The organism is Natrialba taiwanensis DSM 12281 (assembly GCF_000337595.1).
Classification (GTDB): Archaea; Halobacteriota; Halobacteria; order Halobacteriales; family Natrialbaceae; genus Natrialba; species Natrialba taiwanensis.
The window spans coordinates 100,007-116,743 of record NZ_AOIL01000001.1; the positions used below are offsets into that span (position 1 = coordinate 100,007).

15 protein-coding genes are annotated in these 16,737 nt (G+C 61.7%); 7 read left to right on the forward strand and 8 right to left on the reverse strand.

Annotation, left to right across the window (positions count from 1 at the left end; genetic code table 11):
- Nucleotides 1-67: 67 nt before the first annotated feature.
- Nucleotides 68-268, forward strand: a complete 201-nt coding sequence (locus C484_RS00395) for a DUF3237 family protein (protein ID WP_239640885.1) — start codon at nucleotides 68-70, stop codon at nucleotides 266-268.
- Nucleotides 269-475: 207 nt separating this feature from the next.
- Here C484_RS00395 and C484_RS00400 read toward each other — a convergent pair whose 3' ends face one another.
- The 4 genes from C484_RS00400 to C484_RS00415 are packed head-to-tail and all read right to left on the reverse strand — an operon-like array spanning nucleotide 476 to nucleotide 3,922.
- Nucleotides 476-1,255, reverse strand: coding sequence for an ABC transporter permease (locus C484_RS00400; RefSeq protein ID WP_006823999.1), 780 nt, complete (start codon nucleotides 1,253-1,255; stop codon nucleotides 476-478).
- Nucleotides 1,246-2,046 (reverse strand): ABC transporter permease, encoded by an 801-nt coding sequence (locus C484_RS00405; protein ID WP_006824000.1) that lies wholly within the window; start codon nucleotides 2,044-2,046, stop codon nucleotides 1,246-1,248. The genes C484_RS00400 and C484_RS00405 overlap by 10 nt, the downstream gene beginning before the upstream one ends.
- A 4-nt stretch (nucleotides 2,047-2,050) precedes the next feature.
- Entirely contained in the window at nucleotides 2,051-2,896 is an 846-nt protein-coding gene (locus C484_RS00410; protein WP_006824001.1) for an ABC transporter ATP-binding protein, read from the reverse strand.
- A gap of 18 nt (nucleotides 2,897-2,914) precedes the next feature.
- Nucleotides 2,915-3,922, reverse strand: a complete 1,008-nt coding sequence (locus C484_RS00415) for an ABC transporter substrate-binding protein (RefSeq protein WP_006824002.1) — start codon at nucleotides 3,920-3,922, stop codon at nucleotides 2,915-2,917.
- Nucleotides 3,923-4,163: 241 nt separating this feature from the next.
- On the opposite strand from C484_RS00415, the gene C484_RS00420 reads away from it, so the two are divergent.
- Together C484_RS00420 and C484_RS00425 are read left to right on the forward strand one after the other, a co-directional pair.
- On the forward strand, nucleotides 4,164-5,321 hold the full coding sequence (locus C484_RS00420; RefSeq protein WP_006824003.1) for a thiamine pyrophosphate-dependent dehydrogenase E1 component subunit alpha: 1,158 nt from the start codon (nucleotides 4,164-4,166) through the stop codon (nucleotides 5,319-5,321).
- 4 nt (nucleotides 5,322-5,325) lie between these two features.
- Nucleotides 5,326-6,294 carry an alpha-ketoacid dehydrogenase subunit beta gene (locus tag C484_RS00425; protein WP_006824004.1) on the forward strand — a complete coding sequence of 323 codons (969 nt, stop codon included), beginning with the start codon at nucleotides 5,326-5,328 and terminating at the stop codon, nucleotides 6,292-6,294.
- Here C484_RS00425 and C484_RS21830 read toward each other — a convergent pair.
- Nucleotides 6,272-6,484 carry a biotin/lipoyl-containing protein gene (locus C484_RS21830; RefSeq protein WP_394295287.1) on the reverse strand — a complete coding sequence of 71 codons (213 nt, stop codon included), beginning with the start codon at nucleotides 6,482-6,484 and terminating at the stop codon, nucleotides 6,272-6,274. The two genes, C484_RS00425 and C484_RS21830, sit on opposite strands and share 23 nt — an antisense overlap.
- Before the next feature lie 122 nt (nucleotides 6,485-6,606).
- On the opposite strand from C484_RS21830, the gene C484_RS00430 reads away from it, so the two are divergent.
- The 4 genes from C484_RS00430 to C484_RS00445 all read left to right on the forward strand — a co-directional run bounded on the left by C484_RS00430 (nucleotide 6,607) and on the right by C484_RS00445 (nucleotide 11,916).
- Nucleotides 6,607-7,377 carry an IclR family transcriptional regulator gene (locus tag C484_RS00430; protein ID WP_006824005.1) on the forward strand — a complete coding sequence of 257 codons (771 nt, stop codon included), beginning with the start codon at nucleotides 6,607-6,609 and terminating at the stop codon, nucleotides 7,375-7,377.
- Nucleotides 7,378-7,788: 411 nt separating this feature from the next.
- The gene (locus C484_RS00435) at nucleotides 7,789-9,123 is read left to right on the forward strand and encodes a methyl-accepting chemotaxis protein (protein WP_006824006.1); all 1,335 of its coding nucleotides are present in this window, start codon (nucleotides 7,789-7,791) and stop codon (nucleotides 9,121-9,123) included.
- 303 nt (nucleotides 9,124-9,426) lie between these two features.
- Nucleotides 9,427-11,067, forward strand: coding sequence for a long-chain-fatty-acid--CoA ligase (locus C484_RS00440; protein WP_006824007.1), 1,641 nt, complete (start codon nucleotides 9,427-9,429; stop codon nucleotides 11,065-11,067).
- Between the two features lie 84 nt (nucleotides 11,068-11,151).
- The gene (locus tag C484_RS00445) at nucleotides 11,152-11,916 is read left to right on the forward strand and encodes an IclR family transcriptional regulator (protein ID WP_083867253.1); all 765 of its coding nucleotides are present in this window, start codon (nucleotides 11,152-11,154) and stop codon (nucleotides 11,914-11,916) included.
- A 44-nt stretch (nucleotides 11,917-11,960) separates the two neighbouring features.
- Here C484_RS00445 and C484_RS00450 read toward each other — a convergent pair whose 3' ends face one another.
- The 3 genes from C484_RS00450 to C484_RS00460 all read right to left on the reverse strand — a co-directional run bounded on the left by C484_RS00450 (nucleotide 11,961) and on the right by C484_RS00460 (nucleotide 16,285).
- On the reverse strand, nucleotides 11,961-13,151 hold the full coding sequence (locus C484_RS00450; protein ID WP_006824009.1) for an MFS transporter: 1,191 nt from the start codon (nucleotides 13,149-13,151) through the stop codon (nucleotides 11,961-11,963).
- Between the two features lie 202 nt (nucleotides 13,152-13,353).
- The gene (locus tag C484_RS00455; protein ID WP_006824010.1) at nucleotides 13,354-15,003 is read right to left on the reverse strand and encodes a long-chain fatty acid--CoA ligase; all 1,650 of its coding nucleotides are present in this window, start codon (nucleotides 15,001-15,003) and stop codon (nucleotides 13,354-13,356) included.
- An 85-nt stretch (nucleotides 15,004-15,088) separates the two neighbouring features.
- Nucleotides 15,089-16,285 (reverse strand): acyl-CoA dehydrogenase family protein, encoded by a 1,197-nt coding sequence (locus C484_RS00460; protein ID WP_006824011.1) that lies wholly within the window; start codon nucleotides 16,283-16,285, stop codon nucleotides 15,089-15,091.
- Nucleotides 16,286-16,737 lie beyond the last annotated feature (452 nt).

Consider the following 16,737-nt stretch of genomic DNA (forward strand, 5'->3'; position numbering starts at 1 on the left):
TGACCGTCGAAGTCGAAGCACCGATCGAGATCGGCGAGACAGGCGCATCCCGATTAGCGGCGGTACAGTGACGGGGCGGTATAACGGACGAGTGCTGTCGGCCGGCATGGATTATCAACTCTTTCGGGCCGAACGGCCGACGAAGTTGGTGGCGAAGTACGCGTTCGAAACCGCCGATCCGGAACTGGACTGGCTCACGCGGCACGTCTTCGTCGCCGGAACACGCCAGCCGACAGGCGTCAGGCTGGTTGTATCTCGCGTCGGATAGCCGCTTTCTCTCGTCCGCTCGAGGCTTGTTTTCCCGTGATAGCGCCCGCAGCGGGGAGATTTTCACCGGCAACACGGTGTCCACTGATGAACCGGATAGTGTGATCCACCCCAGGCCGAAACGAGTTCAGGGAGCCGACCAGTGACGACAGTTCGAGGTCGGCAGTAACCCGTTCGTGAGCGGCTGCCAATCTGTGGTCTCCGTCGGTCAGGTCCACACGAGGAGTCGGCCGCGAAGGTATCGCAGCCCGCGGTCGAGGGTGAATCCCACGATCATAATTGCGATGAGCGATGCGTACACCTGCGCCGACTCGAACGACCGGACGCCTTGGATTTCGAGGTGGCCCAGCCCGCCGCCGCCGGCGACCATCTCGAAGACGAACGTGACGATCAGCGCGATCGGTAGCGCGATTTGGACGCCCGAGATGATCCCTGGTGCTGCCGCCGGAACGACGACCCGTCGGAGCAGTCGGCGGTCCGAGGTGCCCATCATTCGCGCCGACCAGACGAGGTTCTCGTCGACCTCGCGGGTCGCGTTGCGGGCGTTGATCGCGACTGGCCAGAAGCAGCCGACGGCGACCAGCATGATCTTCGACAGGTCGCCGGTGCCGAACCAGAACATGAAGACGGGAACGAGCGCGATCACCGGCACCGGGTAGCCGACCTCGATGATCGGGTCCCAGAACCAGCCCATGATGCGGTTCCGGGCGGCGAGCACGCCGACGACGATACCGAGGAGACACGCAAGCAGGAGACCGGCCATCGCCCGGCGGAACGTCAGGTACGCGTGTTCGAGCATCGTGCCGTCGGCAGTCAACTCGTAGAACGTAGCCAGCACGTCCGATAACGGCGGCAGGAAGTAGGAGTGGACCATGTCGTACTGCGCGACGAACTCCCACAGGAGCAACAGCAGTACGAGCGAGTAGATCGATTTGGCGGCGGCGATCACGTCGTTGCGATCGAGGCCGACCGTTCTGGTCACGTCCATGTGACCACCCGCCGTTCGAGCCACTCGTAGCCGCGGACGGCGACGAACGCCGTCCCCGAGATAACGACGAGAACGGCGAACATCGACGTGTAGTTCCCGATCTGTCCGTGCCGCAGGATTTCGAATCCGACGCCGCGATTCGAGGCGATGAGTTCGGCGCTGACCAGCGCGATGAACGCGATCGGGATCGCCTGTCGAATCCCGGTGAGGATACTCGGTATCGTCGCCGGGACGACGACCTTGATCGGGAGTTTCCACGCGGGCATTCCCATCATCCGCGCCGACCAGATCAGGTTTCGATCGACGTTTCGCGCGGCGTTGTAGCTGTTCAGGACGATCGGAAGCAAACAGGCGAGGAAGACGATCAGGATCGCCGTCTCCGTACCGACGCCGAGCCAGAGGATCGCAAGCGGCACGAGTGCGGCCTTCGGGACGGGGTAGATCAGCGCCAGGAACACCTCGAAGAAGTTCTCGATCGGCTTCACGCGGGCCATTCCGACGCCGAGTGCGACGCCGACGACGATGCTCAGGCCGAGTCCGACGCCGATCCGGTAGAGCGACACCTGCAAGTGCGGGAGGAGCCGTCCGGAAACGAGCAACTCCCACGAGACCGCGAAGACGGCGGACGGCGGCGGGAGTATCTCGCTCGAAACGATGGTGCCGCTCGCCAGTTCCCACAGTCCCGCGACGATCGCGATCGGAATCCACTCGAAGACGAACCGGACGACCCGTCTGAACGGGTTCGGGATCGTTTCTGCAACCGTCTCCAGTCGGAAGTCGGCGTAGGACATGCGCTCAGTGTTCTCCTCCGGGCGTCGTTTCTTCCCGAAGCGATTGCCACACGTCGTTTTTCGTGGTGGTATACTCGTCGGACAGAACGAGTTCTTCTCGGGGCTGCGTGCGGTCCAGTTCGATATTGACGGTGGTCTTTTTGGTCCCCGGGTGGCGGGTCATGATCAGCACGCGTTCGGAGAGATACACCGCCTCCTCGACGTCGTGGGTGATGAAGATGACCGTCTTTTCGAGTTCGCGCCAGATGTCGATGAGGTGGTCCTGGAGTGATTCGCGCAGCGGTTGGTCGAGCGCGCCGAAGGGTTCGTCCATCAGGAGGATCTTCGGATCGTACGCGAGCGTTCTGGCGAGCGCGACGCGCTGTTTCATCCCGCCGGACAGCTCTTTCGGGTACTTGTCCTCGAAGCCGTCGAGGTCCATCATGTCGATGAACCGCTGGGCGGTCGCCTGGCGCTTCTCTTTGCCGACGCCTTTCTCTTCGAGTCCGTACGTGACGTTTCCCATGACCGTTCGCCACGGAAAGAGAGCGTAGTCCTGGAAGACGACGCCGCGATCCGTCCCGGGACCGTCGATCGGATCGCTGTCGACGGCGATCGTCCCTGTCGTCTGTTCGAGGAAGCCGGCGACGAGATAGAGCAGCGTACTCTTGCCACAGCCGCTCGGGCCGACGACGCCGAGGAACTCGCCGCTCGGAACCGTCACCGAGAAGTCCTCGATCGCCGTCGTTCGTTCGTCTCCCGATTCGTACACCTTTTCGAGTTCGGTGATCGTCACGTGTCCGTCAACCATCGTCTCGTGTGCCGATTCTGCGTTCGAGGGGTGCTGTCGGTGGGTCTGCGTTCGGTTCATGGTCGGATCTCGTGTTCCTCACGGGAGGTATTCGTTGGTCGCGTACTCCTCGACGTCGAACGTGTCGTCGGTGAACCCCATGTCGTGCATCTCGTCCATCGCGTACTGGAGGCGGTCGGTATCGATCTCGATATCGTCCCGGTAGTAATCCGCCTCGGTCAGGAAGAACGAATCGACTAACGGTTCGGGAAGTTCGAAGTGGTCGCTGGCCAGGGAGACGACCTCGTCCCGGTTCTCGAACATGTAGTCGACGACGGTGACGTAGTCTTCCATCCACGACCGCACGGCCGACTCTTTCTCTTCGAGAGCGGTATTCGAGGCGACGATGTACGCGAACGGATACGCCTCGTCCCAGACGTCCTGGCTGGAAAACACCTCGTTGAAGCCGTTTTCTCGGGCCTGAGGTGCGAACAGCGCGGGATAGATCGCGACATCGAAGATACCGTCTTCGAGACCGGCCGTAAACGTCGGAAAATCCTGCTCGACGAACTCAACGTCTTCGTCGGGATCGAGCCCGAGATCGAGGAGTTGGCGCTGGTACACCGAGTGGATGCCGGTTCCCAGAGCGTTGACGCCCAGCGTCGCTCCCTCCATATCCGCCGGTTCGGTGATATCCGAGTCGCCGTGCGAGAAGATCGTGAATCCGTAGTGGTCCGCGTGTGCGTCCCAGAAGTCCGTCGCGAGCATCGTGATGTTTCCGGGGACGGCTTCCTGCATCACCGCGGAGGCGTAACTCACCGTCGTCACGAGACAGAGATCGGACTCCCCGGCTGCCAGCGCGTTCAACGAATCCGGAGTGCTCGAGTTCTGCGAGACGTCGAGTTCGTACTCCGCACCGATGTTGTCGAGTTGGTCCTGGATGTCGGGGATATCCAGCAAGGAACCCAGATTCTCGACCGGGACGGTGAAGTTGAATCCGAGCGTCCCATCACCGCTTCCCCCGCCGAGACAGCCAGCCAGTCCGGTCAGGCCGACGGTGGCTGTGGCCCCACTCTTGAGGAATGCTCTCCTGTCACGTGGTAGCATACACCTTCCAATTCTCGTAAGGTGGTAAAAAGATTGTGATCAACCGGCACTCACGATGCCGGGCACGGGCCGCCGATTCGATCGGTGAAAGAGGCGATAACCATGCGGCGGGCTTTCGTCGCTCGGCGGTCCATCGCGCCGCGTCTTGTCTTCATGAAACCGCGTCTTGCACTCGTGTAACTGCCGTTGAGAATCAGTCGCAAAGATTTATACGGCTGATGGAGCCATGTTGAGGCGTACTATGGACGACAGCCCACGAACAGTGCCTCCAGCAGCGGCCGACATCGGCGTCGATCCGCTCTCGCAGGGGGATCTAGAGATCGAAACGTACCGCGTGGTACGTTCCGACGGTTCGTTCGCCGCCGAACGAGTTCCGGATCTCGACAACGAGGCCTTCCGCGATTTCTACCGCTGGATGCTTCTGCAACGCATCTACGACGAGCGAGCGACGAAACTCCAGCGACGCGGCCGCCTCGGGACGATCGCGTCAGGCCACGGCCAGGAGGCCAGCATCATCGGCAGCGGCTACGCACTCTCGCGCGACGACTGGATCTTTCCGTACGGACGCGAGGCCGGCGCGTTGTTGTTACACGGTCTCTCGATGCGCGACCTGCTGTTGTACTGGCGGGGCATCGAAGACGCCTCGCGAATGGAGGGGGCGAACGTCTTCGGCATGGCCATCTCGATCGGGTCGCACATCCCGCTTGCGACCGGCAAGGCCTGGGGACTCGAACTCGACGGCGAGGACGCCATCGCGTTCGCGAATCTGGGCGACGGGGCGACCTCGACCGGCGCGTTCCACGAAGGGCTGAACTTCGCCGGCGTCCTCGGTGTCCCGGCCGTGTTCTTCTGTCAGAACAACCAGTACGCGATTTCGCTGCCGTTCGACGAACAGACGAACGCCGAGACGGTCGCCCAGAAGGCCCTGGCGTACGGCGTCGACGGCATCCGCGTTGACGGGAACGACGTGCTCGCGGTCTACAACGCGGTCTCGACGGCTCGCGAACGTGCCCTCGAGGGAGCGCCGGTTCTGGTCGAAGCCGTCACCTACCGGCGCAGCGCGCACACGACGAGCGACGACCCGACGCGGTATCGCTCCGGCGACGAGGTCGACGAGTGGGAGGAACGCGATCCGTTAGCGCGATACCGGTCGTTCTTGGAGCAGACTGGACGCTGGGACGCGATCGACGAGGACGCGATCCGCGAGGAGGTCGAGGCGGAGTTCGACGAGGCTGTCGACGCCGCCGACGCCGTCGAAGAACGCGGCGTCGAGGAACTCTTCGCGTACCTCCATGAGGAGATGCCGCCCGAGTTGGAGCGCCAACTCGAGGAATTGCGCGACCTGCTGGAGGAGCGACCGGACACGTACGAGTTCATCGAACAGCGGCCGAAGGGGTGATGTCATGAACGCAACAATCATCGATGCGATCAACGACGCACTGCACGCGGAGATGCGAAACGACGACCGGACGTTGGTCTTCGGGCAGGACGTTGCCGAGTCCGGCGGCGTCTTCCGGGCGACGGACGGGCTTTTAGCGGCGTTCGGGTCGGACCGGGTCCTCGATACGCCACTCTCGGAGATCGCGATCGTCGGTAGCGCGGTCGGCCTGGCGACCCACGGGTTCCGTCCGATCGCGGAGATACAGTTCTCCGGCTTTCTGCCGCCGGCGTTCGACCAGTTGGTCACGAACGCCAGTCGGATTCGCTGGCGAACGCGCGGCGAACTCACCGCGCCGATGGTCGTTCGGACGCCCTACGGGGCCGGCGTCAGGGCGCTCGAACACCACTCCGAGAGTCTGGAGGGAGCGTACGGCCACGTTCCGGGGCTTACGGTCGCGATCCCGTCGACGCCGCACGACGCCAAGGGGATGCTCATCAGCGCCATTCGCGATCCCGATCCGGTTCTGTTCATGGAGCCGAAACACGTCTACCGTTCGCTGCGCGAGGACATCCCCGAGGGAGCCTACACCGAGCCGCTCGGCGAAGCGGCGATCCGGCGGGAAGGCGAAGACGTGACCGTCGTCTCGTGGGGTGCGATGATGCACAAGACGCTCGAGGCCGTTGACAACCTCGACGGCGTCGACGCCGAGGTGATCGACCTGCGGACGATCTCCCCGCTCGACCGGGAGACGGTCACCGAGTCGGTTCGAAAGACCGGCCGCTGCGTCGTGGTCCACGAGGCGGCCAAGACGGGCGGGTTCGCCGGCGAACTCGTCGCGACGATCAACGACGAGGTCTTGCTGTATCTGGAAGCGCCGATCGAGCGCGTGACCGGCTTCGACATCCCCGTTCCGCTGCTCTCGATGGAGGACTATTACGTTCCGCACCCGCCGCGGATCGAGGAAGCGATCACGAAAACCGTCTCCTACTGACGCGACTCGAGCAAGAGCAGTGCCGCGACGACGCCGTCGTACGCCGACGGAATCTCGACGAGCGTTTGTCGGTCTCGACTTCCGCGACCAGTTGCCCTTTCTCGACGGAATCGCCCGGTTCGACGAGCCAGGCGACGAGTTCACCCGCCGCGATCCCTGCTGTGTCGATGGGTAGGAGGATCGCTGGCAGTCAGTTCCGGCCAGCCGCGGGTCGGTTTGCGGTTTCGTCGGTCAATTGTTACAGCAGGCCGTCTGAAACAGTTGCCACGGACGAATAGCTATTAGTACATTGCGAACAGTCTATCGTGTACAATGACAACGAGCGACACGAAACCGGAAACACCCGTGAAAACGGCACAGACGACGTTTCGAATCGTCGAAGCGCTCAAAGAACTCGACGGGGCGACGGTAACGGCAATCGCCGACCGACTCGAGCTGCCAAAGAGCAGCGCCTACAACTATCTCAAAACGCTGGAACACGAGGGCTACGTCGTCAGTGACGGCCGGACGTACGAACTCGGCCTTCGGTTCCTCGATCTCGGGGCGTACGCGCGAACGCAAAAAAAACTGTACGACGTCGGCAAACCCGAACTCAGAACCGTCGCCGACGAGACCGGCGAACTGGCCAATCTCCTCGTCGAAGAGAACGGGTACGGTGTGTTCATCGTCCGAGAGCGAGGCTCAGATGCCGTCAATATCGATTCCTACACCGGCCAATGCGTGCATTTGCACACGACAGCGCTCGGCAAGACCGTACTCGCCTATCTCCCGCCGGAGCGACGAGCACAAATCATCGACAGTCACGGTCTCCCGGCGAAAACGGACCGGACGATCACCGACCGGGAGCCGCTGCTCGACGAACTCGAAACGATCAGACAGCAGGAGGTCGCGTACGACCGGGAAGAGCGTATCAACGGGTTACACTGCGTCGCAGTGCCCGTCTTTAGAGGCGACCGGATCTCCGGTGCCATCAGCGTTTCTGGCCCGAGAAGCCGACTGGACGAGGATCGAATCCAGGAATCGATCCTGCCGAAACTCCGCCATGCGGCGACGATCATCGAACTCAACCAGACGTACTCGTAGTCGATACGGCGATCCGCCGCCGGACCGGTCGCGTCCTCTCGACCCGCCACGTCACGAGCCGCTGAACCGGCTGCTGTTCGATTCGGAACTCGCTGATCCTCGTTCGTGAAATACGAATCTCTGTTCGGCTACGAGTTCACGATCGTCGCTCGAGTGCCTCCCGCGGAAATGCGTTCACTTGCTGTGTTCCGTCTCTCACAGCCAATACGACGCTGATACGGTGTATTACAACCATACCTATGTAAAAATATCCGTACCGAAACCGGAATCCTTTCCGATGATGCTTCGGTCGTCCAGAAGGAGTATTCGCTTCTGACGAATGCGTCGCTACCGCGATAGCTGTGACGCCCGGCCCGCCTCCGGCCGCAACTGCCAGTAGATATTTAGTACTTGTTCAGCAAACAGGTCGTAATGGCTAGTACGAGTCTGCGCCCGCGCTCGGATCTCACACGCTCCGAGAGCGAGGATACGCGAACTGAAGCGGATCGGCTGCGAGAGGAACGGAACTTCTGGCGACACCTTTTCGACCAGTTAGTCGCAGAGTTCCCCGAACCGGTGTTGGTCGTTAACGACGACGGCGTCATCACCCACTGGAACGAGGAACACGCGGCGCTCACCGGGATCGGCCACGAGGGGGCGATCGGAGAGAAGGCGATCGACGTTATCGGGACCGATGGGGTCGACGAAACGCTGGCAGAAGAAATCGCCAGAACGGGCGAATCGGTCAGGGAGGACGACGTTCGATCCGGTCAGAACGATGGCGACGAGTGGCACATTCGCGCCGCTGGGACACCCCTCGAAGCTCCCGACGGCGACGTTATCGGCGCGTTCGAGTACGTGAGCATCGTTACCGATCTGGTCGAACAGCGCGAGGACGTAAAACGCGTGCAGGAATCGATCAGCGATACCGTCAACGGTGCGGTCGAAGAGTTGCTCGCCGCGAGCGAGACCACCGCCGAGACCAACGCCGAACTCGAAGCGTTCGCCGACGACCAGGTCGCGAACCTCGAATCGGTCCGCGACGAGATGGAATCGCTCTCGGCGACCGTCGAGGAAATCGCCGCCAGCGCCACCGAGGTCAGCGACCAGAGCGCGACCGCGGCCGAACTGGCCGACGAATCCAGGGCGGCGACCACGGAAATCGTCTCCTCGATCGACGAGGTTCGCGACGCGACGACGACGCTCGCCGAGAACAGTCGCCTCCTGGAAGACCGGGTCGAAGAAATCGATACGGTCGTCGATGTCATCGACAATATCGCGGACGAGACCAACCTACTGGCGCTGAACGCCAACATTCAGGCGGCACAGGCAGACACCAACGTCGCGGGCTTTCGCGTCGTCGCAAGCGAAGTCAAAGAACTCGCCGATCAATCGAAATCGGAAGTCGACACCATCGAAGACATCGTCGGAGAGATCCGAACCAACACCGCCGAAACCATCGAAAGCGTCGAAACGACGCTCGATCGCGTCGACGACGCCATCGAACACGCACGGGTCGTCGACGACAAACAGTCCGAAATCGAGACCGCAGCCACCGAGGCAGCCACCGGCGTCGACCAGATCGCCGACGCAACCGACGACCAAGCCGCAAGCGCCGAAGAGATCGCGAGCATGCTCGACTCGTCCGTCGACCAGATTCGGGACATCGCAACCGAGATCGAAACGCTCTCCGAAACCAACGACAGCCAGGCCGAACGCGTTCGCAACGTCCGCGATACCGTTCGTGAACTCGAAGCGGAACTGTAGCCACCGATCGCACCGTCGCGCAACCGTTCCACAAAAGCTATATATGGTATCTCACCACATGATTTCGTAATGGTGTCTGTGGGTAGACGATACGCCACCGTCCACGCCGGTACCACCGCGAGTCAACAACTCGCTGCAATCGCCTCGCCCAACGGCTCCACGGTCAGACGCGGCCTTGCGAACATCGCCCCGGGCCGAAGGAACGACGTTCTCGACAGTACCCACCACACCCCGATCCCCGCGATCGCACGGACAGATCGCCCGCGTCAGCTTCGATCCGATCCACCCACCCGGTGACCCCCGATGAACGATTACGAACTCACACTACAGGTCATGCTCGAACGGGCCACTGACCTCTTTTCCCACAAAGAAATCGTCTCCGAAGAACTCGACGGACGGACCCACCGCTACACGTACGCCGATGCGTCCGACCGAATGGGACAACTCGCACACGCACTCGACGAACTCGGCGTCTCCCCCGAAACGCGACTGTCGGTGATGGCGCTCAACCACCACCGCCACTACGAACTCTACTTCGCGCTCCCCTGTAGCGGTCGGAGTATCCACATGACGAACCACATGCTGCCGGACGAGCACATCGTCGAGATCATCACCGAAGCCGAAGACGAAGTCGTCTTCGTCGATCCCCATCTCGTCGATACCGTCGAGGCCGTCGCCGACCGGCTCGAGACGGTCGAGCAGTACGTCGTCCTCGCTGACGAAGTCCCCGAGACCAGTCTCGAGCCGATCCACGCCTACGAGGACCTCCTCGAAGGGCAAGACGCCGACTACGATTGGCCCGCCATCGACGAGAACCAGGAGGCGGGAATCTGCTACACCTCCGGAACGACCGGGCTTCCGAAGGGCGCAGCCTACTCCCACCGCGATCTGTACCTCCACACGGTGACCCACAGCCACGTCGACGTCTTCGCCATTAGCGAGCGCGATGTCGTGATGCCGGTCGTGCCGATGTACCACGTCAACGGCTGGGGACTCCCCTACACAGCGACGATGTGCGGTTCGAAGCTCGTGCTCCCCGGTTCAAAGACCGGGACCAAACAGATTGCCGGCCTCATCGACCGCGAGAACGTGACCGTCACCGCGGCGGTCACGACGGTGTGGCTAGAAATGGCCGACTACTACGATACAGCCGGTGGGACCGATGCGGACGACGAGTTCAACCTCGAGAGTCTCGATCGCGTGCTCATCGGCGGCACGTCTCCGCCCGAGTGGCTCATGGAGACGTTCGATAAAGAGATCGATGCGCCGATCAAGCAGGGGTACGGGATGACCGAAGCCGCGCCCCATCTCGTCAATACCATGACGACGACCGAAGTGCAGGACCTCTCCGAACGCGAGCAGTACCAACAGCAACTGAAACCCGGACTTCCCGCTCCCGGCTGTCGCATTCGACTCCGCGATCTAAACGGCGATCCGGTTCCACACGACGGCGAGTCGACGGGCGAAATCCAGGCTCGTGCACCGTGGCTCATCGACGAGTACTACAATCGCCCAGCGGAAACCGACGACTCGTTTACCGACGACGGCTGGTTTAAGACCGGTGACGTCGGCGTCATCGACGAGTTCGGCTATCTCGAGGTCGTCGACCGCCTCGACGATGTCATCAAAAGCGGCGGCGAGTGGATCTCCTCGCTCGAACTCGAAAACGAACTGACGGCCCACGACGGCGTCGACGAGGCGACGGTGCTCGGTGTCGACCACAAAAAGTGGGATGAACGCCCCATTGCGTACGTCGTACTCGGGGAATCAATCGGCGAGGATGCGCTTCGGGAGCACCTCCGCGATCGATTTCCAAAGTGGTGGCTGCCGGACGAGTTCTTCGTCGTCGAATCGATCCCGAAGACCTCGACCGGCAAACTCGACAAGAAGGTGCTTCGCGAGGAGTTCGCCGCGGAATACGGCTCGCTACCGATCGACGGCTAGCCGAGGCGTCCGTTTCGGCGATTGCTGGTCCCGTCGTCCACTATAATCGAACGACTTAACTCGCCATTCGTGTTTGGTGGTACCATGACAACAGACGGAACATCGACGATGACATCGGTGCTGCGGGCGTTCGATATCATCACCGTTCTCTGGGAGGTAAAGCGCGCAGGGCCGTCTGAAATCGCAACCCGCATGTCGATTCCGAAGAGCACCGCCCACGTCTATCTGCGCACCCTGGCGGAAACCGGCTACGTCGTGAACGACGGCGGCGAATACTCTCTAAGCTACCGCTTTCTGATGACCGGCTCGCGGATTAAACACCGAAACAGTCTCTTTCGCGTCTCCGAGCAACTACTCAGTGAACTCGCCGCGGAGACCGACGAACTGGTGACGCTCGTCGTCGAACAGCACGACGAGACGGTAATACTCCACACGGAACGCGGCGATCGGTCGCTCGAATTGGGACTGTATTCGGGGATGACGACCCCGCTTCATACGAACGCGACGGGGAAAGCGATCCTTGCACAGCTTCCGGACGAGCGGGTCGACGAGATCATCGAAACGCAGGGGCTGGAGCCGGTGACGGAGCAGACGATCACGGACGAGAGCGTTCTTCGGTCGGAGCTGGCGGATATTCGCGATGCCGGGTACGCCGTCGATTGGAACCAGCAGGTCGTCGGGATGGGGCTTGTCGGAATCCCGATCAGCATCGACGAGCAGGTTGCGGGCGCCGTCGGAATCGTGACGCCGACGGAGCGGGTCAAAAACGAAGAGTACCGGCGAACGCTCATACAGAAACTTCAGGAGACGGTCGATTCAATCACGATCAAATACCGGTACGGTCACTGATCGACTCGCCGTGCCGATCAGTACAATAGCGGGACCAGCAAGCGCTATCGGCTCCGACGAAGCGCGAGAACGAGAACTGCCGCAGCCACAAACAGCAGTGCGATCGCCCTGAAGGCCGCGAGTTCGCCGTTGTAATCGATGATCCATCCCAGCAACACCGGCGCGAGTGCACCGCCGATCGGGAGGCCAGTATAGACGATTCCGAAGCTCTTCCCGGTGTCGGTGCCCTCGGCGAGAGCGTTCGTAATCCGATCACGAGCCGGCAGCGTGAGTCCGAATCCGGCCCCGGCCAGACTCCAGACGAGAACGAACACGTGCGAGTTCAGGGACATGGTGAGGCCGATCCAGAGCACGAGCGCCGACCAGAGCGCGCTGACGATGATGATGGTCCCGCTATCGTACCGGTCGGCGAGCACGCCGCCGACGAGGACGAAACAGGCGGCTGCGGCGAGGAAGGCCGTGAGGGCGGTGTTTCCAAGCGCGGTTGAGTAGTCGAAACCGGTGGCCAGCGCCGTCGTATACGTCTGGAAGCCGGTATCGGCGAGCGTCACCAGGAGGAAAAAGACGAACATGCCGGCGACCAGCGGCCGACGGAGCATTCGGACGCTCTCGAACCGGCCGCCGTCGGTCGCTATCGCGGCTGAACTCGCGGTCGCTGCGAGTAGCTGTCTGTGGACGGGAGCGATCGAAAGGGCGAAGATCACCGCGTAGACGAGTCCACCTGCGCCGACACTGATAAACGCGACGTGCCAGTTTGCGATCGCCGTCAGTCCGGTCATGAGTCCGGGAGCGACGGCGAATCCGACGAATCCGCTGAAGGTGTGAACGCTGAACCGTCGACCTTCAGCATCCGTCCCGCCGACAGCATCGAGGAGGGCGTAGTCGCCCGGATGAAACGCTGCTTGGCCGATTCCGGAGAGAAACGCGAGGCCGAGAACTTCCGTCCCGGTGGTCGCGAACCCGATAAGACCGATACTGATCGCAGAGAGGGCAATCCCGCCGACGACGGCGCGTTTTCCACCGACTCGGTCGACGAACTCACCGACCGGGATCTGGAAGAGAAATTGGGCAGCGTATATCAGCGTAATACCGATTGCGAGATCGGTGACCGTGGTATCAAGGGCGGGAGCAAGGATCGGAAAGAGCGGTGGGAGTACGAGGAGGTAGACGTGTGAAATAAAGTGGCCGCCGCTTACGAGCGCAGTCACACCGACAGGGTCAGAAACGCGTCGCATTACGCGATCACCGTGTCGTTCATACCGGAGAGTAACGGTGTGGATCTTTAAAAAATCTCGTCTTGTGTATAGGGTATCCGCCTCCTACGCCGGGGTTTTGTCTATCTTTCGATCTCGTCGAGGGACCGAATCGCCTCACTGAAATGGAATTATTCGTCGCAATCGCCACCGGTCATAGTCTGCGTCGGCGTAGACGGACCAATCAGTCCTTGTGTGACCGTGGTGGCTCGCCGCTTGACTCGATCGGTAGTGACCCGTGTTCGTGCTGGAACGCCGTCCGAAGGGACTGCTTGTCGTACTTTCCCGTCGACGTGCGCGGGATCTCGTCGGTGAAGACGAATAGATCCGGGAGCCACCACTTTGGGAACCGATCGAGGAGATGATTTCGGAGGGCGTCTTCGGTCACGCCGTCGCCGCCGACGACGTACGCGACCGGCCGTTCCTGCCACCGTTCGTGGTCGACGCTGACGACGGACGCTTCGACGACATCGCCATGGGCCATCAGTTCGTTTTCGAGTTCGACCGACGAGATCCACTCGCCGCCGCTCTTGATGATGTCGTCGACTCGATCGACGACGTCGAGGTAGCCGTACTCGTCGATCGTCCCGATGTCGCCCGTCTTGAACCAGCCGTCGTCGGTAAACGACTCCTGGGTCGCCTCCGGGCGGGCGTAATATTCGTCGATGACCCACGGGCTGCGGGCCTGAATCTCGCCCGTCGACTCGCCGTCGTGCGGGACGGGATCGCCGTCCTCGTCGCGGAGTCTGAGTTCGGCACCGGGCGTCGGCTGTCCCGGTTTCGTGCGGAGATCGTACTGCTCCTCCTCCGGGAGGTCCTGCACTTCCGTCGTTACGAGCGTGTTGACCAGGTGCGGGGAGGCTTCGGTCATCCCGTAGCCCTGGATGATCGGTGCGTCGAACTCCTCGTCGAAGCGGCGCATAATTGCCGGTGGCGGCGAACTCCCACCGGTAAGGATGCGGTCGAGCGTGCTGATGTCCGCCGTCGGGTTGTCGTCGATGTACGACGCCATCTCGGTCCAGATGGTGGGAACGGCCGCGGCGATCGTGACCGACTCCTCGCGGATCAGTTCCTCGATGCTCTCGAGGTCGGTGTGCGTGCCTGGAAGGACGAACGACGACCCGTAAAGCGTCCCGCTGTAGGGGAGCGACCAGCCGTTGACGTGGAACATCGGCACCACGGGGAGGATCACGTCCTCCTCGCAGATCCCGAAACTATCCCGTGCTCCGTACGACAGACTGAGCAGGTACAGCCCCCGATGGGAGTAACTCGCGCCCTTCGGCAAGCCCGTCGTGCCGGAGGTATAACAGATGCCACACTCCGTTTCCTCGTCGAGGTCCGGCCACTCGTACTCGGTCGGATGTCCGTCGATGAACGACTCGTAGTCCGTAACCGGCGAGAGCGTCGTGTCGGGCACAGTATCGTCGAGCACCACGTACTGCTCAACGGTCTCGAGTTCAGCCTCGATGGATTCGATCGTCTCGATGAACGCGGGATCGACGAACAGCAGCCGGTCCTCGGCTTCGTTGATGATCGTGACCAGGTGCTCTTCGGGAAGCCGGTGATTCGTCATGTGGATGCTCCGGCCGCTGCAGGAGGGCCCGTAGTACAACTCGTAATGACGGTAGTGATTCACTGCCATAACGGAGACGCGATCCCCCCGTTCGAGTCCGTACTCGTCGAGTGCGTGTGCTAACTGGCAGATTCGTTCGTAGGCGTCGGCGTAGGTGTAGCGGTGATACCCGCCGTCGTCGAGTTTGGTGACGATTTCCTTGTGGCCGAACTGATCGGTCGCTCGGGTGAGCGTTTTCGTCAGTGTCAGGTCGTAATCCATCATCGTTGATTATGTAGTCGGTTGAGTTCTGGTGAACGTACGTTGGTTATGGCGGTCTGTTTTGCCGGAGTCGGACTACCTGTCATTACGAGAGGAGTTCACGCGCGATCACGTTCTTTTGCACCTCGGTCGTCCCCTCGTAGAGCTGGGTGATCTTTGCGTCCCGGTAGAAGCGTTCGACATCGAAGTCGTCCACGTAGCCGGCCCCTCCGTGTATCTGGACGGCCTCGGTCGCGACATCGACGGCGACACGCGAACTGAACTCTTTGGCTATCGACGCAAAGCGGGTGGCGTCGACATCGTCAGTATCCGCAGCCCACGCCGCCTTGTACGTGAGGTTACGCGCCGCCTCGATGGCGGTATACATTTCCGCGAGTTTGTGTCGGATCGCCTGGAAGTCGGCGATTGCCTGTCCAAACTGTTCGCGCTCGCGGGCGTACTCGCGCGCTCGGTCTGCGGCCCCCTTCGCGATGCCGACACCCTGTGCTGCAACCGTCACTCGCGTCTCGTCGAAGAACGCCATCTGCTGGTAGAACCCCTCGCCGCGCTCGCCGACAAGATTTTCCTCGGGAACGCGGACATCATCCAGCACGAGTTCAGCCGTGGGGCTGGCGCGAACGCCTAACTTCCCGGTGATCTTCTCGGCGGAGAAGCCGTCGCAGTCGGCCTCGACGATGAGCTGTGAGTACCCGGCGTGAGGGCGCTCGCTCTCGGGGTCCGTCTCGCAGAGCACGACGAAGTAATCGCCGACGGTCCCGTTGGTGATCCACATCTTGGAACCGTTGATCACCCACTCGCCGCCGTCTTCGGACGCTTCGACGGCCGAGGGATCAGTCAAGGCCGCTTCAGCGGCGTCTTTTTCTGCCCGCGTCGACAGCGACGTTACGTCGGAGCTGGCCTGGGGTTCCGAGATTGCGGCCCCCATCACCGCATCGCCTGTCGTGATCGGCGGCAGGTACTCCGCTTTCTGCTCCTCGGTTCCGAATCCCAGAATCGCCTCGCTGCCGAAATCCGCACTGGTGAGCCAAAGCGCAATGCCGGGATCGATCGCGAACAACTCCTCGATCAGCAACGCTCGTTCTCTCATCGAGTACCCGGCACCACCGTATTCGACCGGGAAATGCGAGCCGAGCAACCCCATTTCGGCGGCCTCGTCCACGATCGCTGCCGGGTATTCCTCCGCTCGATTGAACTCGTCGGTGACCGGGTCGATTTCGTTTTCGCCGAATCGACGGATTTCTTCGAGCATTGCCCGCTGCTCGGATGGGACCGTAACGTCCATACTCGACAGTAAGACTCCCGGCACCTAAGTATATGGGTTACCGTGACACTCTCCCGCGGCGACAGCGAGGCTGCCTTTCACCCGTCCCCATCGCTTGCGTTCAGGATACGTGGACCACTCATGCGACTATCCGCGGTTTTGCACCGCGTCGAACGCACTCTTCAGCCACCGTCCGTGTGCCGATCACCGCCGACCTGACGACGCCACCATCCCGGCCCCACTCGAGTACTCCCCACCACAGCACGAGTTCATCCATCTCCCCGCCACAACCCTCTCGTCTACTATTGACGGACGCATCCGCCCAGCTGTCGTGGGTCTCTCCTCGGCACTGCGAGCGACTATTTCGCCCACACGACTGCAAGAGGATGCGAGTTCACCAGTGCGGTCGCTCCCACGCACGGACTGAACTCGTCTCGCTATACCGCCAATAAATTACAGACGTATGTGTGTAA